This window comes from Streptomyces yokosukanensis, assembly GCF_001514035.1.
GTDB classification, from domain to species: Bacteria; Actinomycetota; Actinomycetes; order Streptomycetales; family Streptomycetaceae; genus Streptomyces; species Streptomyces yokosukanensis.
In genome coordinates, this window is record NZ_KQ948206.1 from 462,823 (window position 1) to 488,420 (window position 25,598).

Sequence of the window (25,598 nt, forward strand, 5' to 3'; positions counted from 1 at the left end):
ATGTGACGTTCGGTGTGCTGAGAATGCGGTCGGTCGGCCGGCCGGGAGTCAGGACTTCTTGGGCCGTCGGCCCTTGGACGACTGCGTGCCCGTGCCGGCAGTCGCGGACGGCGAAGCGCTTCCGTCGGCCTCGGTGCCGGGCTGCTCATCGGCGGACGGGCCGCTCCGCTCGTCGTCCGCCCGGCCGCCCTGCGCGTCCAGCATCCCGCCGCGGATGTCCTGGATGAACCAGCCCTGGGCGGTGTTCACGATCGTCAGCCGGTACGCGCGGCGCATGGTCCGCGACGTGCCGTCGCTCCACTCGACGACCGCCCGCACCTCCACGGTCTGGCCGGCCTTGTAGGTGTACGAGTCGGTGCCCTGGAGGCTCTTGGGGACCAGTGCCTCGACGGTGTCGACCTTCGGTGCGCTCAGCCGCCCGTCCAGGCCGGAGGTGGCGAAGGTCGTGGCTTGGGGCGCCGTGAACCGGGCCATGGCGGTGGAGTCGGACTTGCCCCAGGCCTCGAAGTAGCCCGGCAGCACCTGGTGCTGGAGCTGCGCCGAGAGGGTGTCGTCCACCACTTCGTCCTTCTTGCTGATCTCCGGTGCGTCCGCCCGGGCCGGCATCGGCATTTCGCCGACGTCACCCGCCACGCGCATGCCCTCGCCGGTCTTGAGGTCCTTCACGTAGACGGGAACGGTGAGTGTGGTGAGCTCGCCGTTCCTCGTCCGGACTTCCACACCGATGTAGCGGCCGTTGGCCCCGTACTCGGGAAGCTCCTCGGCCGTGCCGTCCCAGGTGGCGGAGACGGCGGTGCTGATTCCCTCGCCGTTCCAGCCGCAGTCAGGGTCCACACCGGCGGAGGCGTACCGGGCGAGGTCCTTGCGCCGCTCGGTGGCCTTGCCCGGGGAGAACGTCATGCACACCAGGGCGTACTGCTCCGCGAAGGACGCCGCCTGTTGCGTCGGAAAGTCGGTGAGCCGGTACTTGGCCGCGTCGGCGGCGTCGAGACCGGCCGTGGAGGTCTGCGACGACTTGCCGATCACCAGCCCCATCACACCGCACGAGCCCAGCGCGAAGACGCACGTGGTGATGAGGAGGGTGGCGCGCAGCGCGACATGCGTGCGGCGCCCGCCGCCGCTGCCCCGGCCGCCGGGCCGGGGCACGTCGAAGTCGCGGGAAGGGCGGGCCGGCGCCGTGCCCGCCTTGGGGGCGGGGGTGGGCGCGGGAGCGTCGGCCTCCACCGGGGCGGCAGAAGGCGCCGCGGTGCTGGAAGGCGCCGCGGTGGCCGCGGGAGAGGGGGCGGGCGCGGGTGTGGCGGGCGCCGGGGCGGGTGCCGCCTTCGCCGGATCGCCTTTCTTGCGCTGTTCCTTCGCCGCCCTCTTCTGCTCGTACGCGGCCTTGCGCGCCGCCCGCTCCCGCTCGCGCTTCTCCTTCTTCGACTCGCCCTGCGGACGCGTCTCACGCGGGGGCAGCGTGGGGACAGCGGCCTGTCCGGCCCGGGGCGCGTTGCGCACCCAGGCCGCGGCGACCTGCGCCCGGGCCGCGTCGGTGGGCAGTTGCTGAGGCTGGGGGTGAGACGGCTGCGGGGCGGTGGGCTGTCCCTGGGCTTGTTGCCCTCCCTGTGCCGACCACGCCTGGGGCTGCGGCTGCTGTGGAGGACCGAAGGACCCGGGCTGCCCGTTGTGGTCTGTCATCGAGTCGGTCACTCCAGCAAGTCGGTCTCCCGTCCGCCTGGGCGGGGCCGGAACCGCACCGCACGACGGGCCCTGGCCCGGCCAGGTGCGCTGGCAGTGTGGCAAAGCCCCGCGCCCGACCGTCGTCGCTTTTCCCGGCGGGAGTAGGGGATTTCCCGGCGGGCCGCCCCGGGGAAAACGGGCTGGGAAAGGTGTCGGGGACATGCGGGGAAAGGGCTTCGGTGCAGGGGACGTGCCCCGGCTCACAATGCGCGGGGCACGTCTGCCGGACGTACCCGCACCTGGTACCGACACCGACCCCGGCGAAGGACGAGAGTTGAGCGACCACAACGGGCTACCGCAGCGGCCCGACCCGCGCGCCTGGGGCGCACCGCAGCAGGTGCCCGAGGCCCGGCACACGCCACCGGCCGCACAGGTCCCCGTGGTTGCGCAGGCCGTCGAGGCTGCGCAGGTCCCGCAGGTGTTCACGGCCGAGCACGCCTGGGTGGACGGTTACGAGCCGGGCAATCCGTGGCAGGCCCGCCTGTGCGTGCAGACGCCGTACGGGATCTTCGCTCATCCCCTCACCCCGAACACCATTCCGGAACTCCTGGAGCAGATGGTGCTGGTGGCGCAGGAGCAGCAGGGACTGCCGGTCGGCCTCGACGCCGATCCCGCTCCGGAGGCGCAGGCGGTGGACGCGGCGGACGAGGAGGAGCAGAGCCTGGCGGTCCGTTTCCAGAGCGGTCGTGCCGCGCGCGTGACCGGCTGGGCGGTCGTCCACGACCTGTGGGAACGCGAGGATCCGACGGCTCGGATCGTGATGGGCGCGATCGTGGTGGTGCTGTTGTTGCTCGGTATCTTCCTGACCTGACCTGACCTGACCTGACCTGACCGCTCGACCGGCCGGGAGAAACCACATGCTGACGGAGACGACGGGACGCGACCCGCAGGACCTCGCCGCCGAGCTGGCCGTGCTGCGGGAGGTCGACTGGGCTTCCGTGTGGGCGGGGCCGCCGCAGAGCGCGAACGAGTTGCGGGAGTGGTGCGGGCGATACGGCTGGGAGCCGCTGACGTTCGACCGGCAGTTGCGGGTCCGTACGACGACCGGTGGGGAGTTGTCCTTCGGCAACACCACCACATACGGAAGCCCCCTGGTCAGTGCCGGCCTGACGGCGTGCTGGCGGGTGACCGCGTCGGGTCCGCAGGACAACGGCGCGGTTCTGGCCGCCGCCGCGCGTGGCCCGACCGCCGGTCATGGAGTCCTCAACCCGGCCGCGGCCCTCACCATGCCGTGCCCGATGCCCGAGCAGCAGCCCGCAGGAGTGGAACGATGAACGCCGCCGACGAACAGCCTCAAGAAGAGCCGCAGTTCCACTTCCCGGACGTCTACGCTTTCGTCTCCGACTACCTCGCCCAGGTGATCCGCCGCCGCGTCAACGGCACTTCCACCACCTGGTGCCCCACCTGGTGGGAGCACCCCGAGGCCGGTGCCCGGCTCTCCGCGCTGTGGCTCGCCTGGGAGCACCTGCGCCAGGATCCGGCGCTCGGCATGTCGACGTGGTGGCTGCACCACGCCGACCCCCATCTGCGGGTCCTGATGGACCCGGACAACGGCCCGTTCGCGGTCTGTTCCCCCAAGGACGGCCACACGGCCTACCCGTTCGACCCGCTGCCGGTGGACGCACGACCGGTGTGACCGGTGTTCGGGCGCCGCCCGCGGACCCCGTTTTCCTCTGCTTTCCCCATTCCCTCCCCCGGCACCTTTCCCGCCGGGAATTCCCGCTGCCCCGGCCGACTGGCCTCCCCCTACCGTGTCCCGGTCACCCGCCGTACCGGCTCGCACAAGGAAGGCGCGGGAACGTGGAGTTGCCTGAGGAGAACAAGCGCACGGGGCTGCTGGCCCTGGCAGTGCTCGGCGTTCTCTTGGTCGCCGTGCTCACTGTGTTCACCGTCTTCGACGGGAGCGACGGAGGCGACGAGGGCGGCGGTTCCCCGGCGCCCACCGCCACGACCGGACCGGGCGGTTCGGGCTCGGGTTCGGGTGAGGCGGCGGACTCCGGCGCCGACGACGCGAAGGGCGGCGCGGTCGACCCGATCATGACGTCAGCCGAGGCCACCGCCGCCCACGAGGCCATGGCGCAGTACATGGCCGGCCTCAACACCTACGACCACACCACCGGTACGTCCGCCTGGAGCGCCCCGCTGCTGCGTCTCACCACGAACGACACCCGGATGAAGCAGGTCACCTCCCTGCCCACCGGCAAGGAGTGGGCGACCTGCCAGGCCGAGCGGTGCTCCGCCAAGGGCACGGCTGTCGTCGTACGCGACGCCATCGTCTCGTCCGACCTGGTGCGCGGCAGCGGCCGGTCGATCTCCAGCCTGGTCAAGGTGACCGCCACGCGCACCGCGGACGGCAGGACCACCACGGAGTCCAACCGGTGGCTGGTGTCCGTCAAGGAGGTCGACGGCCGATGGCTCGTGTCGGGATTCGACGTCTTCGGCCTCGGTGACGTGGGCGCCTCCGACGATTCGGGGGCGTGAGTCGCCATGGTTGCTCCGGCGGTGCTGGCCGCCGCCAGCAGGGCGGCGAAGGTCGCCAAGGCGGCGAAGGCGGCCAGGCAGGCGGCTCCGGGTGGCAAGGGCTCCGGTGGGGGCGGGAAGAACAACCGCAAGTGGATGTGGATCGCCGGCGGCGGACTTTTGCCGATCGCCGGAATCGTCGGACTCGTCATGGTCCTGCTGGGCGCCATGCTGGGTGGCATGTCGGCCGGTGTGGCCGAGGCCGCGTGCGGCGACTACAAGGACAACGCCAACGCCGGCAACACCGGTGACGCCGCCGCCACCAACCCGATCATGCCGGCCGGCAAGATGTACATGCCGAGCGATACGGCCCGTGCCGAGATACCGCCGAGGATGATCCTGGCGGCCATGCGCGCCGCCGCGCGCTACGACGGCCTCGACTGGACGCTCATCGTCGGGCAGATGTACCAGGAGACCAAGTACGGCCAGGACCCCTCAGCGGCACCGGGCGGCGCCAACTCGCTCGGCTACATGGGCATCCTGCAGTTCGGCCACCCCGCCTGGAGCGAGTACGGCGCCGACGGCAACGGCGACGGCAAGAAGGACCTGTACAGCGTCGACGACGCCGCCTGGGGCGCCGCCAACTACCTGCACGCGCTGCACGCCGAGACCCAGCCATGGAAGGCGCTGCTGTCCTACTCGGGTTCCACCGCCTCCAACACCGTCTACCCGCGGGTCGTCCTCACCCAGGCAGCCCGCTACCGCGGTGTGCTCACCGGCGACCAGGACCTCATCAAGCGCTGGTACGCGCACCTGAAGGACACCATCGACAAGAACCCCTCGTTCCCGACGCTGGGTACGCGGTCGGACATCCCCGAGCCGGTCGACAACAACGCCCAGCCGGACAGTGCGCTGAACATCGCCGCCAGTACGCCGCGTTCCTGGTCGACGCCGCCGCTGGACGGCAGCGGCGGCAAGACGGTGACCGCCATGGCTGCGGCCGCGTACGCCGTGCCCGCCGCCGACCCTGCCACCGGTGGCAAGGACTGGCAGTGGCCGATGAAGCAGGGCACGTACACGCTCGGCACCCCGTACCACCAGAACGGCAACATGTGGAGCCTCGGCTACCACACCGGCCAGGACCTGGTGGCGTCCGCCGGCACGCCGATCTACGCCCCGGCCGACGGCAAGGTCGTGCACGCCGGTCCCGGCGGCTCGTACGGCAACATGACGGAGATCGAGCACGCCGACGGTGTCATCACGCTCTACGCCCACCAGACCACGATCAAGGTGTCCATGGGCCAGAGCGTCAAGCGCGGTGACCTGATCGGCACGGTCGGCGCCACCGGCAACGTGACCGGTCCTCATCTGCACTGGGAGGTCCGCGTCCCCGGCGTCGACGACCCGTTCGTCGCCGGCCAGGACCAGGGGCCGGGCATGGTCGACCCGGTGGACTGGATGAAGGGCCGGGTCACCGCCAACCCGGACTACGGGACCGTTCCCGGTTCCGACTCCGGCGGCAAGGGCCGTGACAGCCGCTACGCCGACTGCGCGGCGGGTGGCGGCGGCGCGAACGTCCCGCCCGACGGTGCCGGTGCCTCCGGTGTCATCCCGGACTCCGACGACCCGGTGGTCCGCGCGGTCCTCGGCTGGGCGCAGCGCGGGACCGGTGTGCCGTACGTGTTCGGCGCCCCGCGGCTGCAGGGCCAGAACCCGACCAGCTTCGACTGCTCCAGCTTCACCGAGTGGGCGTACTACATGGCCAGCGGCGGGAAGATCGACATCGGTTCGACCACCTACGACCAGCAGCCGTACCTCAGCAAGTACGAGGTGCCGCTCGCGCAGGCCCAGCCCGGCGACGTGATCTTCTTCCGGCCCGAGGGCAACGGCCGTTCGGGACACGTCGGCCTGGTCTGGGACCCCAAGGGCCACAAGATCATCCACGCTCCGCGGCCGGGCAAGACGGTCGAGTTCAGCACCTGGGACGTCCAGGACAAGATCACCGGCGTCTACCGGGTGCCGATCCCCAAGGGCACCGACCCGGTGGAGAGCAACGGCAACGAGAAGGGAGCGTAGGCGCCCCGGCCGACCGGGACCCCTTCGTCCTCGCTCCGCAGAAAGGATCCCGCGGGTGACCACGGAACAGCAGAAGAAGCCCCGCGCCGAAGACGACTGGACGATGGAGATCGTCGTCCTGATCGCGGTCGTGCTGCTGGGCGTCAGCGGCGCCTGGCTGGCCGCCGAGCTGGGCGCGCCGTTCGCCCACGCCCCCGAACCGCCCGGCAATCCCCTGTCGTTCCTCGTCGCGATGGTCAAGGGCGACTACCGCTGGCCTGGTTCCGCGGCCAGTGCGGTCGCGGCGGGGGAGGCCCTGCTGCTCGGGGTCGTGCTGCTGGCCGGCTACCGGCTGCGGGCGCGCCGGCGCAACCGTCCCGGCGTCGACGGGGCGGCCCAGCACCTCGCGAAGGGCGAGGAGTTGGGCAAGCTGACGATGAAGGGCGCGGCGGCCACCGCCGAGCGGCTCGGTGTGCAGGCGCGCACCCCGGGCGTGTTCATCGGCCGGTCGGTCAAGGGCCGCCAGCCGCTGTTCGGCTCGTACGAGGACATGCACGTCGACATCTGGGGGCCGCGCACCGGCAAGACCACCCGGCGGGCGATCCCGGCGATCCTGGACGGACCCGGCGCGGTCCTCGTCACCTCCAACAAGCGGGACATCGTGGACGCCACGCGCGGTCCGCGCGCCGCCCGCGGCCCGGTGTGGGTCTTCGACCCGCAGCAGGTGGCGGCGGAGGCGCCGAGCTGGTGGTGGAACCCGCTGTCGTACGTCACCGACGTCGCCAAGGCGCGGAAGATGGCCGACCACTTCGCGTCCGGCTCGCGGGACGCGAACGCCTCCACCGACGCCTTCTTCGACCCGGCGGGACAGGACCTGCTGGCCAATCTGCTGCTCGCCGCCGCCTGCGCCGAGGCGCCCGTCACCCAGATCTACACCTGGCTGTCCAGCCCCAAGGACGACACCCCGGAGCGGATCCTGCGCTCCGCCGGGCACACCATGGCCGCCGACGGGCTGAACGGCGTCATCACCGCGCCGGACAAGCAGCGCAGCGGTATCTACGGCGTGGCCCAGCAGATGGCGTCCTGCCTGATCAACCCCGAGGTCAACCGCTGGGTGACCCCGCCCGACGACCCCCGCGCGCCCGAGTTCGACCCGCACGCCTTCGTCCGCACCGGCGGCACGCTGTACTCCCTGTCCCGCGAGGGGCGCGACAGCGCGGGCCCGCTGGTGACCGCGCTCACCGTGGCGGTGGTCGAGGCCGCCGAGGAGTACGCCACCACCCAGCGCGGCGGCCGGCTCCCGCTGCCGCTGATCGGTGTCCTGGACGAGGCCGCCAACGTGTGCCGCTGGCGCACCCTGCCCGACCTGTACTCGCACTACGGCTCACGCGGCATCGTCCTGATGACGATCCTGCAGTCCTGGGCGCAGGGCATCGAGGTGTGGGGCGAGCGCGGCATGGAGAAGCTGTGGTCCGCGGCGAACGTCCGGGTGTACGGCGGTGGTGTCTCCGACACCCGGTTCCTGGGCGATCTGAGCGAGCTGGCGGGCGAGTTCGAACTGCGTGAGTACCAGACCAGCCGGGAGTCGGAGCCGTACGGCTGGTCCGGCAACCGCACGGTCAGCGAGTCCGTCCGCCGCGAACGCGTCCTGCAGGTCTCCGACCTCGGAGCCATGCCCCCCGGCCGCGCCCTGGTCCTCGCCTCCGGCACCAAGCCGGTCCTGGTCGAGACGATCCCGTGGTGGGAGGGCCCCTACGCGGCCGAGGTCCAGACGTCCCTGCGCAAGTACGACCCGGGGGCGCGCTGACCGAGAATGTTCGGTCACGTGTACGAGATGGGGCGGCCGGTGAAGGGTCCGTAAAGGGCGTTTGAAGGTGAATTCGCGGGGTCTTGCCATACCTTCACCGGCGGAGCTGACAGTGATGTTGCCATCTCGTTAAGTGGTTTTGCTTGACGGCGGGTGTGGCCTCCGCGTTGTCTTTTCAGACACCTGGGTCGTATAGCAGCCCTACGTCCGGAACGCACCTGAAGTGAGCTCTCGAATGCGTCGTATCGCCCTGTCCGTGGCCGCATCCACGATGACCCTCTCGCTCGCCGGTTGTGGCGTGCTGAACGCGACGGGGGACGGCGCGGACGCGAGCCCGAGCAAGGGCGACGACCTGACCGTGGGGCTGCTGCTGCCGGAGAAGACCAACACCCGCTACGACAAGTTCGACTACCCCATCATCAAGAGCACGGTCGCCGAACTCACGGGCAAGAAGGGCACGGTCGAGTACGCGAACGCGAACGCCAACGCCTCCGAACAGGCCTCGCAGCTGCAGAAGATGATCGACGACAAGGTCGATGTCGTCCTGCTCGACGCCGTCGACTCGCACGCCGTCGCCTCCGAGGTGAAGAAGGCCAAGGACGCGGGCATTCCGGTCATCGCCTACGACCGTCTCGCCGAGGGCCCGATCGACGCCTACGTCTCCTTCGACAACGAGCTGGTCGGCGAGGTGCAGGGCCGCACCCTGCTGCAGGCCCTCGGGTCGGGTGCCGGCTCCTCCGACGAGATCGTCATGATGAACGGCTCGCTCACCGACCCGAACGCCAAGCAGTTCAAGGAGGGTGCGCTCTCCGAGCTGAACGGCAAGGTGACCGTCGCGGCGACGTACGACACCGTGGGCTGGAAGCCGGAGAACGCAGAGGCCAACATGGCCAAGGCGATCAACGCGATCGGCAAGGGCAACATCGCCGGTGTCTACGCCGCCAACGACGGCATGGCGGGCGGCGTCATCAAGGCCCTGAAGGCCGCCGGTGTCACCAGCCTGCCCCCGATCACCGGCCAGGACGCGGAACTCGACGCGGTCCAGCGGATCGTGGCCGGCGAGCAGTACATGAGCGTCTACAAGCCCTACCCGGACGAGGCCGAGGCCGCCGCGCAGATGGCCGTCGCCAGGGTCCAGGGCAAGGACATCCAGTTCGACGCGCTCACCCAGGACAAGGTCGACAGCCCCACCGCCAAGGGCATCCCGGCCAAGCTGATCCAGCCGACCGCCCTGACCAAGGCCAACATCAAGTCCACGGTCGTCGCGGACGGCATCTACACCATCGACGACATCTGCACCGCCAAGTACAAGGTGGCCTGCGCGACGATCGGGCTGAAGTGACGATCGCCCCGGGGGTGACGACTGCCCTGGGGTGACGTTCGGCCTGGAGGCCGGAAGCGCGGCAGCCCCGCGCGGGCGCGGGGCTGTGGGCGCGGAACGTCCCGCGCGGCGCCCCCCGCATCGCGTCACCCCCGTGAACGCGATGCCGTGCCGGATGCTCTGCGACACCCGGGGGAAGCGGGATCAACGATGCCGTGACGTGGACCGCCCCACCACCATCAGCTTGTTGCAATGCGAGGGGTGGAGCCTGGCTGATACCCGGACATAACAGCGCTTTGCGGCAGCCCTGTTGGGGGGAGCCGTGTTGCGGACCCGGTCGGCGCCGCGCATAGTTGCGCTGCGGAAGTGGCAGCACACCGGGGGTGAAATGCACGATGGCCGGGCGTGGGGCGGAGCAGCATCCACACGGCGCCGACCGACTGTGCGCGGCCGGGGACCGGGTGTATTCACGGGCCGTACGCCGCGGGCGCGTGCCGCGCACCGATGCCGAGACGGTGCCCTGCCTGCTGGAGCTGGCCCTGCTGCACCCGGACCCCGACGACATGGACTGGCTGGTGCCGACCTCGCCGCAGGAGGTCATGACCAGGCTGTTGCGCGGGGTGTACGACGAGGTCAGTGAGAGCCAGCGGCGGGTGGGCTCGGCGGTTGCCGCCTTCGAGTGGTACGCCGGCCTCGGCCGTCAGCTGGGCGCGCTGGCCGCACCGGCCGAGGGCAGTGCGATCCGGGTGCTGGACGGGCTCTCCCGGATCCAGGCCGCGATGGACGAGGCGACCGAGGCGTGCACCACCGAGGTGCTCACCGTGCAGCCCGGCGGCATCCGCCGGGAGGCCGAGCTGACCGAGGGGCTGCACCGGGCGCTCGCCCTGCGCGGCCGGGGCGTGCGCATGCGCGACCTGTACACGCATGTCGCCCGGCACGGCCAGGGCCTGCTCAACTACCTGGAACTGATGGGCGACACGGTCGAGGCCAGGACGCTGGACGAGGTGATCGACCGGCTGATCCTCTTCGACCGCACGGTGGCCTTCATCCCCGCCAACGCGGACCGCACGATGGCCCTGGAACTGCGCCACCCGGCCCTCGTGGAGTACCTGCTGACGGTCTTCGAACGCCTCTGGCGCCTCGCGATCCCGCTCACGGCGCCGCTCCCCGACACCGGCATCGAGGGCATCTCGCACCGCGAGCAGTCCATCGCCGCGCTGCTCGCCGAGGGCCACCAGGACGCCGTGATCGCCGAACGGCTCGGCATCAGCGTGCGCACCTGCCGCGCCCACATCGCCCGCCTGTCGGAGACCCTCGGCGCGGCCAGCCGTACCCAACTGGGCGTGCGGATCGCCCAGGTCGGCCTGGACCGCCAGCGCGGCCCCGCGCTGCCGGCCGGCGCGCTCACGGCTTCCGATCAAGAATCCCCGAGCGTGCGATGAGATAGCCCAGCTGGGCGCGGCTGTCGCTGCCGAGGGTGGCGGCGAGCTTGGCGATGTGCAGCCGGGCGGTACGGACGTTCATGCCGAGGCGATCGGCGATGACGGCGTCCGTGTGGCCCTCGACCAGGAGGGCCGCGATGGCGCGCTGGCGGGGCGTGACGCCGTCCACCGACGGTGGCTGCACCGCCTTCGGGAACATCGGCGTGGCCAGTCGCCAGAGCCGGTCGAAGGTCGTGACGAAGTACTTGATCAGGGCCGGGTGGCGGACCTCCAGGGCCATCGTGCCGTCGTCGGCGGCGGGGACGAAGGCGACCTTGCGGTCGATGACGATGAGCCGGTCCGGCACCTCGTCGAGGCTGCGGGCCTCGGTGTCGCCGTGCCGGAAGTACTCCAGCGGCCCGTAGACGAGCGGCACATGGCGCAGGGTGTGCTGGTAGAGGACGCGAATACGGCCGCCGCGGTCCAGCAGGGCCTGGTCGCGCGGGAAGGCGGTGTCGCGGGCCGCCTCGCCGCGTGGGCCGGTCAGGCCGGAGTGCGGCTGGATGGTGAGGGACTCCTCGGTGGCGTCGACCATCGCGTCGGTGATGGCCCGGTTGATCTGCTCGGTGCCGCTGAGCAGTCGCAGCATCGAGGTGCCGGTGCCGGTGCCGGGGGTCTGCCGTACGTCGATCCGCATGAGCGGTTCGAACCGTGACACGAGCCGGTCCTCGCGCCGCCGTTCCTCGGCGACGCGTGCCGCGGAGGTGCGCAGCAGCCGGTGCAGCGCCGCGGCGGGCGCCACCGGTTCGAGCAGCCCGAGATCGTCGAGGGCCGGATGGAGCAGGCCGAAGCCGGTCAGACAGGGTACGTCGGAGGCGTCGGCGACGGGGATCCGTCCCGCGCGCAGGGCGCGCTCGTACACCTCCTGTCCGGCGGCACACAACTCCTCGACACCGTGCTCCCGATGCGTCACGGGCTCACCTCCCCCTGCGACCAAGGATGCCGGACCGCCCCGTGGGACATCCCGGTCGGGCCCGACTCCCGCTCCCGAGCGCGGCGGCGGGCTGCCGGGTGTCAGGGCTCCTGCTTGAGGAGCCCCGACTGCGCTATGAGGAAGCCGAGTTGGGCTCTGCTGCCGCTGCCCAGGGCGGTGGCGAGCTTGGCGATGTGGGCGCGGCAGGTGCGGACGTTCATACCCAGGCGCCGGGCTATGGCCTCGTCGACGTGTCCCTCGACCAGCAGCTTGGCGATGGAGTGCTGGATCTCCGTGATGCCGTCGGGGGCGGTCTCGTAGGGGGCGCCGGCGCTCAGCGGGACCGCGCGGGCCCACATGAACTCGAAGACCTTGATCAGGTAGCGGACGAGCCCCGGATGCCGGAGTTCGAGGGCGATCTCGCCGTCGTCGCGCGTCGGGATGAAGGCCACGGTCTCGTCGCAGATGATCAGCCGCTCGACGAGTTCGTCGATGGTGCGGTACTCCACCTTGCCGTCCGTGAACTGGGCGACGTAGGCGAGCGTCTCGGGGCTGTAGCGGGCGGGGTGCTGGTAGAGGGTGCGGATGCGGCAACCCCGCTCGATCAGCGGCCGGTCGCGTTTCAGCCCTTGCGCCAGGGTGTGCTCCAGCCGTCGGCGGCTCGGCTGCACGGTGAGCATCTCGGTCTGGCACTGGGTCGTGGCCAGATCCAGTGCCGCGTTGATCCGGTCGAGGCCTTCCAGCACGGTGATCGAGTGCGTGGTGGCCGTGGGTTGGGCGCTGATGCTCATGAACGGCTCGAAAGCATCGGACAGTTCGACCGACTGGCGCCTGCGCTGTTTGATCTCCTGCTCGATCGGGTTCAGTCGCTGGGCGAGCGCGATCGACGGGGGCACCGGGCGTAGCCAGTTCGGGTCGTCCGGGTCCGGATGAAGGAGGGCGAACTCCATCAAACACGGCGCGGGTTCCACATCCGCACGGGCTAGGCGTCCCGTCCGGAGAGCGTTCCCGTAAAGGCGGCGCCCGTCCTCGCACAGGTCGGTCAGCCCGTGGGGATGTGTCCGGTTGGTCTCATTTATTGCCAAATCTCCACCCCCCAGGGTCATGAACGTGCAGGAACATGATGCATCGATTGTGTGGCCATGACGTGCCGGAATGGGCCATCGTCGTATTCGGACGGGGGAGAGGTGACCTTCACATGAGGACGAAGCCGACTATGCATAAGAAAATGCTTCGCTCGGCGCTTGTCGCCGCCTTCTCTGCCGTGGTGGCCTTCGGGGCGCTGAGTGGCCTCGCGGGGGCGAAGGCGGACACGGCGGGCGACAGTACCTGGCGCACGAGCACCGTGTCTGCTGCCGGTGCCGGTGACAGCACATGGGTCGTCGCGGCCTCCGCTGCCCCGGGTGACAGCACCTGGTTCGCTCCCGGTGACAGCACATGGGTCGCTCCCGGAGACAGCACATGGGTTGCCGAGTCATGACCACTCCACCCGACGATCGCTCCTTCCGCCGCGAGATGGCCACGGCCTATCGCTCCGGCTGGCACTTCATCGACCTGGTCACCGCCATCCCCCACAGCGGTGACTCGCTGATGGTGACGGTGTTCGGTGAGCCGGTCGTCGTGACGCGGGACGAGGAAGAGGATGTGCGAGCGTACCGGTGCCTGCGCAAGCCGCGTGGCGCGCCCCAGCCGGTGCGATGTGCCATCCGGTACGGAATGATCTTTGTGAACCTCGACCAGCGGGACCATCGGCTTGCCGGGCCGACGGACCAGGACGTGAGGACCATCTCGGCCACCCCTCGCAGTGCCTGACGCGATTCCCCCGTCGTAAAAGATCGCTCAGGTGCTTCCCCCCGCAGCGGCGTCACCGTGACCTGAACACGGTGACGCCGCTGCAGTTTGCCGGGACATATCCGGGTATGGGCGCACTTCCATCGTGGCTGAAAGTTTTTGGGCATCTCAGCCGTTCCCCAGCGTCCGCTCCACCTCGATCTCGAGCACCACGCGCGCCGGATTCGGTCTCGGCGTCCGCTGGTAGCGCTCGGCGTAGCGGCGCACCGCCTCCGCGACCCGGTCCGGTTCCGTCCGCACCCGTGCGCGCCCTTCCAGTGTGGCCCAGCGCCGGCCGTCCACCTGGCACACCGCCACCCGGGCGCCCTCGGCCCCGGCCGCGCCCACATGCCGGGCCTTCGCACTGGTCCCGCTGGTGATCACCCTGGCCAGCCCGGCCTCCGCGTCGTACGTCACCCCCACCGGCACCACATGCGGGCTGCCGTCGGGCCGCAGCGTCGTCAGCGTGCACAGATGGCGTTCTCGCCAGAACTCCAGGTATCGCTCAGAGTGCTTCACCATGCCCCGCAACCTAGTCCCCGCAAGGCTTCCCGCCTACCTTGAGCGGAATAGACTCAACTTTGTGTACGCTGGTGAAGTCAGCAGTGGAGAGTGTGGCCGAGGAGGAGAACGGACAACGTGGACGCCGAGCTGACCAACAGGAGCCGGGACGCGATCAACGCGGCCAGCAGCCGGGCCGTGACCGAGGGGCACCCGGACCTCACCCCCGCCCACCTGCTGCTGGCTCTGCTCCAGGGGCAGGAGAACGAGAACATCACCGACCTGCTCGCGGCCGTCGACGCCGACCAGGCGGCCGTACGCGCGGGCACCGAGAAGATCCTGGCCGCCCTGCCGAGCGTGACCGGATCCACCGTCGCGCCCCCGCAGCCCAACCGTGAGCTGCTGGCCGTCCTCGCCGACGCCGGCGAGCGCGCGAAGGACCTCGGTGACGAGTACCTGTCGACCGAGCATCTGCTCATCGGCATCGCCGCCAAGGGCGGGGCCGCCGGTGAGCTGCTGCGCGGCCAGGGGGGCGATGCGAAGAAGCTGCTGGAGGCCTTCAAGAAGGCCAGGGGAGGACGTCGCGTGACCACCGCCGACCCCGAGGGCCAGTACAAGGCCCTGGAGAAGTTCGGCACCGACTTCACCGCCGCCGCCCGCGAGGGCCGGCTGGATCCGGTCATCGGCCGGGACCAGGAGATCCGGCGGGTCGTGCAGGTGCTGAGCCGGAGGACCAAGAACAACCCCGTGCTCATCGGCGAGCCCGGCGTCGGCAAGACCGCCGTCGTCGAGGGGCTGGCCCAGCGGATCGTGAAGGGCGACGTGCCCGAGTCGCTCAAGGACAAGCGGCTCGTCTCCCTCGACCTCGGCGCGATGGTCGCCGGGGCCAAGTACCGCGGCGAGTTCGAGGAGCGGCTCAAGACCGTGCTCGCCGAGATCAAGGACTCCGACGGGCAGATCATCACCTTCATCGACGAGCTGCACACCGTCGTCGGGGCCGGTGCGGGCGGCGACTCCGCCATGGACGCCGGGAACATGCTCAAGCCCATGCTGGCCCGCGGCGAGCTGCGCATGGTGGGCGCGACCACCCTGGACGAGTACCGGGAGCGGATCGAGAAGGACCCGGCCCTGGAGCGCCGCTTCCAGCAGGTGCTGGTCGCCGAGCCGACCGTCGAGGACACCGTCGCGATCCTGCGCGGCCTGAAGGGCCGGTACGAGGCCCACCACAAGGTGCAGATCGCCGACAGCGCGCTGGTGGCCGCCGCCACCCTCTCCGACCGCTACATCACCTCCCGCTTCCTGCCCGACAAGGCCATCGACCTCGTCGACGAGGCCGCCTCCCGGCTGCGCATGGAGATCGACTCGTCCCCGGTCGAGATCGACGAACTCCAGCGCGCCGTCGACCGGTTGAAGATGGAGGAGCTGGCGATCGGCAAGGAGACCGACCCGGCCTCCCTCGCCCGCCTGGAGAAGCTGCGCCGCGACCTCGCCGACAAGGAGGAGGAGCTGCGGGGCCTGACCGCCCGCTGGGAGAAGGAGAAGCAGTCCCTCAACCGGGTCGGCGAGCTGAAGGAGCGCCTGGACGACCTGCGCGGCCAGGCCGAACGCGCCCAGCGCGACGGCGACTTCGACCGCGCGGCCAAGCTGCTGTACGGCGAGATCCCCACGCTGGAGAAGGAGCTGGAGGCCGCCTCCGAGGCCGAGGAGGAGGCCGCCAGGGACACCATGGTCAAGGACGAGGTCGGCTCCGACGACATCGCCGACGTGGTCGCCGCCTGGACCGGCATCCCGGCCGGCCGGCTGCTGGAGGGCGAGACGCAGAAGCTGCTGCGGATGGAGGACGAGCTGGGCCGCCGGCTCATCGGCCAGAGCGAGGCCGTACGGGCCGTGAGCGACGCCGTACGACGCTCCCGCGCGGGCATCGCCGACCCCGACCGGCCCACCGGATCCTTCCTCTTCCTCGGCCCGACCGGCGTCGGCAAGACCGAACTCGCCAAGGCGCTCGCGGACTTCCTCTTCGACGACGAGCGGGCCATGGTCCGCATCGACATGTCGGAGTACGGCGAGAAGCACAGCGTGGCCCGGCTGGTCGGCGCGCCTCCCGGGTACGTCGGCTACGAGGAGGGCGGCCAGCTGACCGAGGCGGTGCGCCGCCGGCCGTACAGCGTGGTGCTGCTGGACGAGGTGGAGAAGGCCCACCCGGAGGTCTTCGACATCCTCCTCCAGGTGCTGGACGACGGCCGCCTGACGGACGGTCAGGGCCGTACGGTCGACTTCCGCAACACCATCCTGGTGCTCACCTCCAACCTGGGCAGTCAGTTCCTGAGCGACCACGGCCCGGGGGAGCCCTCGACCAGTGAGCACGAGAAGAAGAAGCAGGTCCTGGGGGTCGTCCGCGCCTCCTTCAAGCCGGAGTTCCTCAACCGGCTCGACGACCTGGTGATCTTCTCGTCCCTCACCCTGCCCGAGCTGGAGCGGATCGCCCAGCTGCAGATCGACAGCCTGGGCAGGCGGCTCGCCGAGCGTCGGCTCACCCTGGACGTCACGCCCGAGGCACTGGCCTGGCTCGCCGAGGAGGGGAACGACCCGGCCTACGGCGCCCGGCCGCTGCGCCGCCTCGTGCAGACCGCCATCGGCGACCGCCTCGCCAGGGAGATCCTCTCCGGCGAGGTCAAGGACGGCGACACGGTCCGCGTGGACCGCTTCGGCGAGGGCCTGCTGGTGGGCCCGGCGACGGGCAAGACGCTCTAGCCAGGGGTACCCGTGGGCTGTGGCGCCCCGGTGCCCGGTGCCCCGCGTGTCAGCCCTGGGCTGACACGGGGCCGTCGGGGCTTGCCACGCCCCTCCCCGCATGGGGGAGGATGACGGAATCCGCCATGAAGGGAAAAACACGGTGAGCATCGACCCGTCCTCGATTCCGAACTTCGGGGGCCAGCCCGAACCGCAGCCCCAGGGACCGGCCGGCCCCGTCCTCCCGGATCAGGACCTTGTGAAGCAGCTCCTCGACCAGATGGAGCTGAAGTACGTCGTCGACGAGGAGGGCGACCTCGCGGCGCCGTGGGAGCTGTTCCGCACCTACTTCATGTTCCGCGGGGAGGACGAGCAGGCGGTCTTCTCGGTGCGGACGTTCTACGACCGCCCCCACAAGATCGACGAGAAGCCGCAGCTGCTGGAGTCCATCGACGACTGGAACCGCCGCACCCTGTGGCCCAAGGTCTACACCCACACCCACGACGACGGCACCGTCCGGCTGATCGGCGAGGCCCAGATGCTGATCGGCACGGGCGTCGACATCAACCACTTCGTCTCCTCCACGGTCAGCTGGGTGCGGGCCGCGATCGAGTTCGACAAGTGGCTCGTCGAGCAGCTCGGCCTGGAGGAGGCCGTCGACGAGGCGGACGGGACCGAGGGTGACGCCGAGGGCGACGGCGAGTAGGCACCCCAGCGCCGCCTACAGCGGTGTCGGCGAGTACACCACCAGGTACGCGCCGTAGAGATAGCTGAGCCCGGCCAGGGCCGCGACCAGCACGGTCGCGTGCCAGGGCCGGGCTCTTGCCGTCCGCACCAGCCCCCGGGCGAGCGGCAGCAGCAGCGGGAACGCCGGCAGCAGGAACCGCGGCTTGGACTCGAAGAACCCCGACCCGCCGACCGCGATCAGCAGCAGCACCCCGCTGTGCACGAGCAGCGGCAGCGGAGCGCGGTCCAGCAGCAGCACCACGTACAGCAGCGCCCCCGCCGCCACCACGGCCACCGCCATCGGGACCACGAACCGGCTGCCGTGCAGCAGCATCAGGCGCACGTACCGCAGCGCGCCGAGACCGAAGTCGAACCGCGACCCCCACAGCCGCTGCACCTCGAAGTAGCCGCCCAGCAGATCGCCCTTGCGCCGGCCCACCCACAGCACGTACGCCGTCCAGCCCAGCGGGGCGAGCGCCGCCCCTGTCCACAGCCTGTGGGAAACCTTTCCGCGCCGCCGCCACACCTCGGCACCGGCCGCGGCGAGCACCGCGGCGGCGACCGCGCACCCGTTCGGGCGGGCCAGCCCCGCGAACGCCGCGAGGGCACCCGCCCACAGCCAGTTCCCGGCCAGCACCGCGTACAGGGCCCAGGCCGCGAACGCGGTCAGCACCGGCTCGGTGTACGCCATCGACAGCACCACTGAGTGCGGCAGCAGCGCCCACAGCAGCACCAGCGCGAGACCGGTGGCCCGCCCGTGCAGCCGGGAGCCGACCGTGTGGATCCCGGCGGCGGCCACGGCGGCCGCGGCCCACGAGAGCAGCAGCCCGGTGGCGGCCGCGCCGAGCGGCGTCAGCGCGGCCACGGCCCGCACCAGCACCGGGTACAGCGGGAAGAACGCCAGGTCGCTGTGCGGGCCCGGATCGTGCGAGGGCAGGTCGTGGCCGTAGCCGTGCGCGGCGATGCCCAGGTACCAGACCGAGTCCCAGGACCGGGCGAGCAGCGTCAGCGGGTGTCTGCCCGCGCCGCATGCCACGAGGGCGAGCACGGCCGCGCCGCTGAGCCGGGCGCCGAGGAAGAGGCCCACGGCGACCACGCTCGCCCGCAGGAGGGACGGCCCGGTGCGGGTGCGCCGCGCCCGCTGCGGCGCGGCTACGGGGGAGGTGAGAGCGGTGCTGGCGTGGGTCACATCTTCGCACCCTGCGTGACGGTGCGGCACGGCCGCACGGTGAAGCGCCGTTGCGGGGTCCGCCGTCACCCGTCTGCGGGTGGGTGGTGGCCGGCCGCGCCCACGCCGCGGGTCCGCGCACCGGACGCGGCCCCGCGCCTCCCGCGGGGCGCCTACAGCGCCCGCAGCCGCTCCGCCGCCTCCCGCAGCACTTCCTCCTTCTTGCAGAAGGCGAACCTCACGAACGGCGCCCCCGCCTCCCGGTCGTCGTAGAAGACGGCGTTGGGGATGGCCACCACACCGGCCCGTTCCGGCAGGGCGCGGCAGAAGGCGAAGCCGTCCTTCTCGCCGAGGGGGCGGATGTCGGTGGTGATGAAGTAGGTGCCGGCCGGCCGGAAGACCCTGAAGCCCGCCTCCGCCAGCCCCTTCGCGAGGATGTCCCGGCGGGCCAGCATGGACCGGCGGAACTCCTCGAAGTAGGAGTCGGGCAGGGCGAGCGCCTCCGCGACCGCGTACTGGAAGGGGCCCGAGGAGACGTACGTCAGGAACTGCTTCACCGCGCGGACCGCGGCGACCAGCTCCGGCGCGGCCGTGACCCAGCCGACCTTCCAGCCGGTGAAGGAGAACGTCTTGCCGGCCGAGCCGATCGTCACCGTGCGCTCGCGCATGCCGGGGAAGGAGGCGAGCGGCACATGCTCGGCGTCGTCGAAGACCAGGTGCTCGTAGACCTCGTCGGTGACCACCAGCAGGTCCCGCTCGACCGCCAGCTCGGCGATCGCGGCCAGCTCCGCGCGCGTGAGGACCGTCCCGGTCGGATTGTGCGGGGTGTTGATCAGCAGCAGCCGGGTGCGGTCGGTGACGGCCGCGCGCAGCTCGTCCAGGTCCAGGCGGAAACCGGCCTCCTCGGCGGAGTGCGGCCGCAGGGTCACCGGTACCCGGGTGCCGCCCGCCATCGCGATGCTCGCCGCGTAGGAGTCGTAGTACGGCTCCAGGGCCACCACCTCGTCGCCCGGCTCCACCAGCGCCAGCAGCGAGGCCGCGATCGCCTCCGTCGCGCCCGCCGTGACCAGCACCTCGGTGTCGGGGTCGTACGACAGCCCGTAGCGGCTCAGCTGGTGCGCGGCGATCGCGGTGCGCAGCTCAGGGATGCCCGGGCCCGGCGGGTACTGGTTGCCGCGGCCCTCGCGCAGCGCCCGCACCGCGGCCTCCCGGACCTCCTCGGGGCCGTCGGTGTCGGGAAAGCCCTGGCCGAGGTTGATCGAGCCGGTCGTCACGGCGAGCGCGGACATCTCGGCGAAGATCGTCGTCCCGAACTCGGCGAGCCGGCGATTGAGGTGAGGACGTGCGCTGGAGGTCATGGCGGCCATCCTGCGCCCAGCTCCGGAGTTCCTCAACTCGCCTTCCGGGTCGGCCGCCTGCGCACATGTGCAACGCGCCATCGCCGGCCCAGTCGCAGGGCGTCGGCTGCGGTGCAGGTCAGGGGCCGATGGCCCGAGAGAAGCCTCTGAAGTTCCTCAACTCTGCTTTGAGTTTCCGGGCGGCCGGGCATCCCTCGGGCACCGCGGTCCACGGGGGGCCGCTTCGGGGGAACGGAAGGAGGGTGACGCCATGGTCGCCGGCATCGTCTTCATCCTCATCGTGGGTACGGTCGTGCTGCTCGCGGCGCGTGCGGGCCGGGCCAGGGACCGGCAGCGCACGGTGTCGCTCGGCAAGCGCGGCAGCGGCGGCCGGTCCCGGTCGTCCCGCTCGTCGTCCTCGTCGTCCGTGTCCGACAGCTCCAGCAGCTGGTGGGCGGGCACCGTCGACTCCGGCTCGTCGGGCGGGCACCACGGGGGTCATCACGGCGGCCATTCCTGCGGCGGAGGCCATTCCTGCGGAGGCCACTCCTCCTGCGGCGGAGGTTCGTCCTGCGGCGGCGGGGGCGGATGCGGGGGAGGCAGCTGACACGGGGCAGCTGAGCTCGTCGGGGGAACCGTATCCGGGCCGCACTCGAGCGCCCGCCGGGGAAGGCAGCCGGCGGGCGCTCGCCGTGCAATTTCCGCGCCCGGCGCACGACATGGTTGAACAGTTGAGCTGTGGAGCCCTCGGAGGGATGGAAACCCGGCGAAGTTGGGTAAAAGCGCTGTGGGGGTGCCTCTGTTCATGATTCGATCTAAGTCGCCAACGCAGCCCCTCGGACGTCCCTGAGACTCCCCACCCCGGCCGAGCCGGCTGGGCTGACATGGCCGATCTCCCCCTCATCGTGTGTAATGCGGAGCCGATCCATGCTCACGACCCTGAACACCTCCTACACCGATACGCGCGCTGCCGACCTAGCCTGGGCCCTCGGGCGCGAGCCGCTGCCCGCCCTGGCCGCCCTCGACCTGGAACTCACCGGTGCCAAGCTCCAGTTGCGCCTGCTCGGCGCATCCCACCAGGTGCTGCTGGAGGAGCAGCACGGCAGTTGCTCGGAGACGGTCGCGTGCATCCCCGGCTCCAGCACCCCGCTGCCGCTCGGCGTCGCCAAGCGGGTCGGCGACTGGGAGTACGAGTTCGCCGCGCGCGTCGAGGTGCTCACACCCGGCTCGTTCGCGGGCCGCGCACAGGAGTTGCTGGCTCTGGTCTCCGAGCATCCGCACGGTCTCGCGGGCGTCTTCCCCGGCAGTCCGCACGCGTTCACCGCGATGCTGGCCCAATACCACGAGGGTCAGGTGCACTGGCGCACCTGGCACGCCTACCCGCAGGACGGGCAGTTGGTCGCCACCCGGACCCGGGTCGGGGCCCGGATCCCGACGGGGGACCCGGGCGACCGTGCCGAGCGCTCCGCGCGGACATAAACCCGTAGGATGTCAACTGCCCCCAGTTCCACACGTGTGGGTGACAAGGCGTGCCGAGTGTGTGACGTAACGTCGCACCGTGATCGAACCGCACGCCCCCGCGCCCCCGGGCGCCCCGCCCTCCTGGGCAGGCCCCGCCCGGCTGCCCGTCCGGCCCGGCACCGGGCGGTTCCTGGTCCTCGCGTGTGTCTTCGTCTGCGCGGCCTGCGGGCTCGTCTACGAACTCGAACTCGTCGCGTTCGCCTCGTACTTGATCGGTGACTCGGTCACCCAGTCCTCCGTCGTGCTGTCCGTCATGGTGTTCGCCATGGGCATCGGTTCCCTCGGCGCCAAGCGGCTGCGCTGGCACGCGGCGGCAGGCTTCGGCGTGATCGAGACCGTCCTCGCGCTGGTCGGCGGGTGCAGCGCGATGGCGCTCTACGCCGTCTTCGCCTGGACCGGCGGCTGGGGCGGGATGTGGGCCGACGGCCCGCGCTGTCTGCTGGTCGCCTTCTCCCTCGCCATCGGCCTGCTCATCGGCGCCGAAGTCCCGTTGCTGATGGAGCTGATCCAGCGCATCCGCCACCAGGACGCGGGCGGCGCGGTGGCCGACCTGTTCGCCGCGGACTACGTGGGTGCGCTGGTCGGCGGCCTCGCCTTCCCCTTCCTCCTGCTGCCGTTCCTCGGCCAGTTGACGGGCGCGCTGTTCACCGGCACGGTCAACGTCGTCGCGGGCGGCGCCCTGGTGCTGGGCCTCTTCCGCCGCGACCTGACCCGCCGGGCCCGCTGGGCCCTGCTCCTCGGCGGCCTCGTCGTCCTCGGCGTCCTCGCCGCCGCCGCCGCCCTCGTCGGCGACTTCGAACGCGCCGCCCGGCACGCCGTCTACGGCAAGGACGTCCGGGTCGCCGAGCAGACCGACGTCCAGGAGGTCGTCCTCGCCGGCGGCACCGACGGCAGGCCCCTCGACCTCTTCCTCGACGGTCGGCTCCGCGTCGGCGGCCGCGACGAACGCCGCTACCACGAGGCCCTCGTCCACCCCGCGCTGTCCGGCGGAGCGCACGCGCGCGTCCTCATCCTCGGGGGCGGCGACGGCCTGGCCGCCCGCGAGGTGCTGCGCCGGCCCGGGGTGCGCCGCGTCGACATCGTCGAACTCGACGCGGGCCTGGTCCGCCTGGCCCGCCACGACCCCGGCCTCACCGCCGTCAACGGCCACTCCTACGACGACCCGCGCGTCCACACCACCACGTCCGACGCGCTCGGCTGGCTGCGCGGGGCGCCCACCGCCGCGTACGACGTCGTGATCGCCGACCTGCCCGATCCCGGCATCACCGCCAGCACCAAGCTGTACTCCCAGGAGTTCTACGGCCTGACCCGCCGCGTCCTCGCCCCCGGCGGCCGGCTCGTCGTGCACGCCGGGTCCGTCACCACCCGCCCCCGCTGCTTCTGGACGGTCGCCGCGACCCTGCGCGCGGCGGGCTTCGCCGGCTCCCCCTACCGGGTCCTCGGCCACGACTCCGGCTTCCCGGCCGGCCCCGACCGCTCGGCGGGCAGGTCCAGCGCCCCGCACGACTGGGGATTCCTGCTGGCGAGGCCGGGGCGCACACCGCCCTCGCTGCGGCTGGGGCCCTGGCACCCGCGCACGCTGACGCAGGCTGAGCTGACCGCGGACGGCAGGGCGGCGGGGCGGACACGGATCGGCGGGCTGCCGGCGTCCACGCTGGTGCATCCCCGGTACTGACGAGCCGGTCAGGGGAGGGTACGTTCCGGTCACACCTGGGTAGGCTCAGCGGACATGGAGCACCAGGTCTTCGTCCCGGTCCCGCTCGAGCCGCTCAAGGACGCCCTCGCCGATCCCGCGCGCGTCGCGCGGGCGGTTCCCGGTCTGCACCAGGACGCCGGTGCAGAGCCCGTCGCCGGACGTCTGAAGCTGCGCGTCGGCGGACACTCCGTCACCTACCGGGGCACGGCCAGGGTGGTCGCCCGCGAGGACGGCACGTACGCCGTCGAGGGCGACGCGGTCGAGGCCCGCGGCACCGGCGCCGTGAAGCTCGCCCTCACCCTGCGCCTCGCGGCCACCGAGGGCGGTACGACGGTCACGGTCGAGGGCACGGCGGACGCGGACGGCCGTGTCGCGGAGCTGCCGGCGGACGCGGTGAGCACGGCGGCGACCCGCCTGCTGACCCGTTTCGTGGAAGGCCTGGCGGCGCTTCCGGAGGAGCGCGGGGCGATCGGGGAGAAGCAGGGACAGGAGCAGGGTCAGGGTCAGGAGGAGGGGGAGGGGCCGGAGTCCGAGGCCGGGCACACCTCCGTCTTCGACACCGAGGTGCCCGCGCCCTCGCTGGACCCGGCGGCCGAACGCCTCGCGGACGACTTCGCCGACACCGGCGAGCCGCCCGCCGAGGCCGCGCACGCGCGCCGCACGATGATCGGCCGCAGCGCCGAGGAGGTCGACCACGCCCCGCCGCGCGGTCGCTACGCCCCCGTCCCGGCACCCCAGACGGTCGGCGCGACATCGGCGTTGCGCTGGGCCGCCCCGGCGGCGGCACTGGCCCTCGCGTCCGCGATCGTCGTGGGCAGGGCACTGCGCAGACGCCGCTGAGCGGAGGCGCCCGTCGACGGGTGCGGCGAACGGCGCGAGGAACCACGCGAGTAACCACGACGCGCCCGCGCCGAAGGCCCGGCCGGTCCCCCAGTAGTGTCGTCCCGTGAGCAACGAAGACATCACGCTGACAGCAGGCGACGCGACCGTACGTGTCGCCCCCGAGAACGGCGGCCGTGTCTCCGGCCTCCGGGTCGGTTCCCTCGAACTGCTGAGGCAGGGGGACCGCTACGGCTGCTTCCCGATGGTGCCCTGGTGCGGCCGGATCCGGGAGGGCCGCTTCCTCGACGGCGGCACCGCGCGCCAGATGCCGCTCAACTCCCCGCCGCACGCCATCCACGGCACCGCCCGCGACGGCGCCTGGAACGTCGCGCGCGTCGCGGACAACGAGGCGGTGATCACGTACGACCTGGTGGAGCCCTGGCCGCACCACGGCCGCGTCACCCAGGTCGTCACGCTCACCGAGGACAGCCTGACGCTGACGATGTCGGTGGAGGCGCGGGACGACTCCTTCCCGGCGCAGATCGGCTGGCACCCCTGGTTCAACCGAACCCTCGCGGGCGAGGACGGTGCGGTCGGTGCGGACGTGGTGCTCGACTTCAAGCCCGCCTGGCAGGAGGAGCGCGGCGACGACCATCTGCCGACCGGCAACCGGATCGCCCCCGGGCCCGGCCCCTGGGACGACTGCTTCGGCATGCCGGACGGCGTCGACGTCGCCCTCACCTGGCCCGGGCAGCTGGAACTGAAGGTGACCAGCCGCGAGGAGTGGGTGGTCGTCTACGACGAGCAGGCCGAGGCCGTGTGCGTCGAGCCGCAGACCGGCCCGCCCAACGGCCTGAACACCCTTCCTCGCCTGGTCACCCCGCTGGAGCCGCTGGAGGCGACGACGACCTGGAGCTGGCGGCGCCTTTAAGCTGGTCGGCATGACGGACGTACGCGGCGCGCTGCTGCAGCAGATCAAGGACAAAGCCGTGGTGCACGGCAAGGTGACCCTCTCCTCGGGTCTGGAGGCCGACTACTACGTCGACCTGCGCCGCATCACCCTCGACGGCGAGGCCGCCCCGCTCGTCGGCCAGGTGCTCCTGGACCTGACCGCGGACCTGGAGTTCGACGCGGTGGGCGGCCTGACCATGGGCGCCGACCCGGTCGCCGCCGCCCTGTTGCACGCCGCCGCCGCGCGCGGGAAGAAGCTCGACGCGTTCGTCGTCCGCAAGGCCGCGAAGGCGCACGGCCTGCAGCGACGGGTGGAGGGCCCGGACATCGCGGGGCGGCGTGTGCTCGTCGTCGAGGACACCTCCACCACCGGCGGTTCCCCGCTCACCGCCGTGGAGGCCGTGCGCGAGGCCGGTGCCGAGGTCGTCGCCGTCGCGACCATCGTGGACCGGGCCACCGGCGCCGCCGAGAAGATCGAGGCCGGCGCGGGCGTTCCGTACCGTTTCGCCTTCTCGAAGGATGAACTGGGTCTGGACTGACCGGGCGGTTTGACCTGGACT

Annotated in this window: 23 protein-coding genes; 17 read left to right on the plus strand and 6 right to left on the minus strand. The window is 71.6% G+C overall.

Translation table 11 applies throughout. The features are described from left to right. Positions 1–48: 48 nt before the first annotated feature. Positions 49–1,677, minus strand: a complete 1,629-nt coding sequence (locus tag AQI95_RS02110) for a conjugal transfer protein (protein ID WP_079070988.1) — start codon at positions 1,675–1,677, stop codon at positions 49–51. Positions 1,678–1,993: 316 nt separating this feature from the next. Between AQI95_RS02110 and AQI95_RS02115 the strand changes: the two genes are divergently transcribed. From AQI95_RS02115 to AQI95_RS02150, 8 genes are all read left to right on the plus strand, one after another. Beyond that, the gene (locus AQI95_RS02115) at positions 1,994–2,530 is read left to right on the plus strand and encodes a hypothetical protein (RefSeq protein ID WP_067116228.1); all 537 of its coding nucleotides are present in this window, start codon (positions 1,994–1,996) and stop codon (positions 2,528–2,530) included. Between the two features lie 46 nt (positions 2,531–2,576). Further along, complete coding sequence (locus tag AQI95_RS02120; protein ID WP_067116231.1) at positions 2,577–2,993, plus strand: hypothetical protein; 417 nt, start codon at positions 2,577–2,579, stop codon at positions 2,991–2,993. Then, positions 2,990–3,355, plus strand: a complete 366-nt coding sequence (locus AQI95_RS02125; RefSeq protein WP_067116234.1) for a DUF4913 domain-containing protein — start codon at positions 2,990–2,992, stop codon at positions 3,353–3,355. The genes AQI95_RS02120 and AQI95_RS02125 overlap by 4 nt, the downstream gene beginning before the upstream one ends. Positions 3,356–3,519: 164 nt before the next feature. Further along, complete coding sequence (locus AQI95_RS02130) at positions 3,520–4,200, plus strand: hypothetical protein (protein ID WP_067116238.1); 681 nt, start codon at positions 3,520–3,522, stop codon at positions 4,198–4,200. Positions 4,201–4,206: 6 nt separating this feature from the next. After that, complete coding sequence (locus tag AQI95_RS02135) at positions 4,207–6,255, plus strand: peptidoglycan DD-metalloendopeptidase family protein (RefSeq protein ID WP_067116241.1); 2,049 nt, start codon at positions 4,207–4,209, stop codon at positions 6,253–6,255. Between the two features lie 55 nt (positions 6,256–6,310). Then, the gene (locus AQI95_RS02140) at positions 6,311–8,041 is read left to right on the plus strand and encodes a type IV secretory system conjugative DNA transfer family protein (RefSeq protein ID WP_067116244.1); all 1,731 of its coding nucleotides are present in this window, start codon (positions 6,311–6,313) and stop codon (positions 8,039–8,041) included. A 235-nt stretch (positions 8,042–8,276) separates the two neighbouring features. Continuing rightward, on the plus strand, positions 8,277–9,383 hold the full coding sequence (locus AQI95_RS02145; protein ID WP_067116247.1) for a sugar ABC transporter substrate-binding protein: 1,107 nt from the start codon (positions 8,277–8,279) through the stop codon (positions 9,381–9,383). A 374-nt stretch (positions 9,384–9,757) separates the two neighbouring features. Then, positions 9,758–10,804 (plus strand): helix-turn-helix transcriptional regulator, encoded by a 1,047-nt coding sequence (locus AQI95_RS02150; protein WP_079070989.1) that lies wholly within the window; start codon positions 9,758–9,760, stop codon positions 10,802–10,804. Here the strand turns inward: AQI95_RS02150 and AQI95_RS02155 are convergent. Both AQI95_RS02155 and AQI95_RS02160 read right to left on the minus strand, forming a co-directional pair. After that, a complete protein-coding gene (locus AQI95_RS02155) occupies positions 10,767–11,756 on the minus strand; it encodes a helix-turn-helix transcriptional regulator (protein WP_067116250.1) in 990 nt (329 codons plus the stop codon). The two genes, AQI95_RS02150 and AQI95_RS02155, sit on opposite strands and share 38 nt — an antisense overlap. Before the next feature lie 101 nt (positions 11,757–11,857). Beyond that, positions 11,858–12,862 (minus strand): helix-turn-helix transcriptional regulator, encoded by a 1,005-nt coding sequence (locus AQI95_RS02160; protein WP_079070990.1) that lies wholly within the window; start codon positions 12,860–12,862, stop codon positions 11,858–11,860. Between the two features lie 370 nt (positions 12,863–13,232). Between AQI95_RS02160 and AQI95_RS02165 the strand changes: the two genes are divergently transcribed. Next, entirely contained in the window at positions 13,233–13,568 is a 336-nt protein-coding gene (locus AQI95_RS02165; RefSeq protein WP_067116256.1) for a Rieske (2Fe-2S) protein, read from the plus strand. A 147-nt stretch (positions 13,569–13,715) separates the two neighbouring features. Here the strand turns inward: AQI95_RS02165 and AQI95_RS02170 are convergent, their stop codons facing one another. After that, complete coding sequence (locus AQI95_RS02170) at positions 13,716–14,108, minus strand: pyridoxamine 5'-phosphate oxidase family protein (RefSeq protein ID WP_067116259.1); 393 nt, start codon at positions 14,106–14,108, stop codon at positions 13,716–13,718. Positions 14,109–14,225: 117 nt separating this feature from the next. Between AQI95_RS02170 and clpB the strand changes: the two genes are divergently transcribed. Both clpB and AQI95_RS02180 read left to right on the plus strand, forming a co-directional pair. After that, a complete protein-coding gene (gene clpB, locus AQI95_RS02175) occupies positions 14,226–16,838 on the plus strand; it encodes an ATP-dependent chaperone ClpB (RefSeq protein ID WP_067116264.1) in 2,613 nt (870 codons plus the stop codon). A gap of 142 nt (positions 16,839–16,980) precedes the next feature. After that, the gene (locus tag AQI95_RS02180; protein WP_067116267.1) at positions 16,981–17,523 is read left to right on the plus strand and encodes a type III secretion system chaperone family protein; all 543 of its coding nucleotides are present in this window, start codon (positions 16,981–16,983) and stop codon (positions 17,521–17,523) included. A gap of 15 nt (positions 17,524–17,538) precedes the next feature. On the opposite strand, the gene AQI95_RS02185 is transcribed toward AQI95_RS02180, so the two are convergent. Together AQI95_RS02185 and AQI95_RS02190 are read right to left on the minus strand one after the other, a co-directional pair. Next, positions 17,539–18,732, minus strand: coding sequence for a mannosyltransferase family protein (locus tag AQI95_RS02185; RefSeq protein ID WP_067116270.1), 1,194 nt, complete (start codon positions 18,730–18,732; stop codon positions 17,539–17,541). Positions 18,733–18,884: 152 nt separating this feature from the next. Further along, on the minus strand, positions 18,885–20,078 hold the full coding sequence (locus AQI95_RS02190; RefSeq protein WP_067116273.1) for a pyridoxal phosphate-dependent aminotransferase: 1,194 nt from the start codon (positions 20,076–20,078) through the stop codon (positions 18,885–18,887). Positions 20,079–20,319: 241 nt separating this feature from the next. On the opposite strand from AQI95_RS02190, the gene AQI95_RS02195 reads away from it, so the two are divergent. The 6 genes from AQI95_RS02195 (at position 20,320) to pyrE (ending at position 25,577) form a co-directional block, all read left to right on the plus strand. Further along, on the plus strand, positions 20,320–20,655 hold the full coding sequence (locus tag AQI95_RS02195) for a hypothetical protein (protein ID WP_067116276.1): 336 nt from the start codon (positions 20,320–20,322) through the stop codon (positions 20,653–20,655). Between the two features lie 320 nt (positions 20,656–20,975). Further along, a complete protein-coding gene (locus tag AQI95_RS02200) occupies positions 20,976–21,527 on the plus strand; it encodes a DUF2617 family protein (RefSeq protein WP_067116279.1) in 552 nt (183 codons plus the stop codon). Positions 21,528–21,606: 79 nt separating this feature from the next. Then, on the plus strand, positions 21,607–23,244 hold the full coding sequence (locus tag AQI95_RS02205) for a polyamine aminopropyltransferase (RefSeq protein WP_067116282.1): 1,638 nt from the start codon (positions 21,607–21,609) through the stop codon (positions 23,242–23,244). A 54-nt stretch (positions 23,245–23,298) separates the two neighbouring features. Continuing rightward, positions 23,299–24,105 carry an SRPBCC family protein gene (locus AQI95_RS02210; protein WP_067116285.1) on the plus strand — a complete coding sequence of 269 codons (807 nt, stop codon included), beginning with the start codon at positions 23,299–23,301 and terminating at the stop codon, positions 24,103–24,105. Between the two features lie 106 nt (positions 24,106–24,211). After that, on the plus strand, positions 24,212–25,018 hold the full coding sequence (locus AQI95_RS02215) for an aldose epimerase family protein (RefSeq protein WP_067116288.1): 807 nt from the start codon (positions 24,212–24,214) through the stop codon (positions 25,016–25,018). A 10-nt stretch (positions 25,019–25,028) separates the two neighbouring features. After that, on the plus strand, positions 25,029–25,577 hold the full coding sequence (gene pyrE / locus AQI95_RS02220) for an orotate phosphoribosyltransferase (protein ID WP_067116291.1): 549 nt from the start codon (positions 25,029–25,031) through the stop codon (positions 25,575–25,577). Positions 25,578–25,598: the final 21 nt, after the last annotated feature.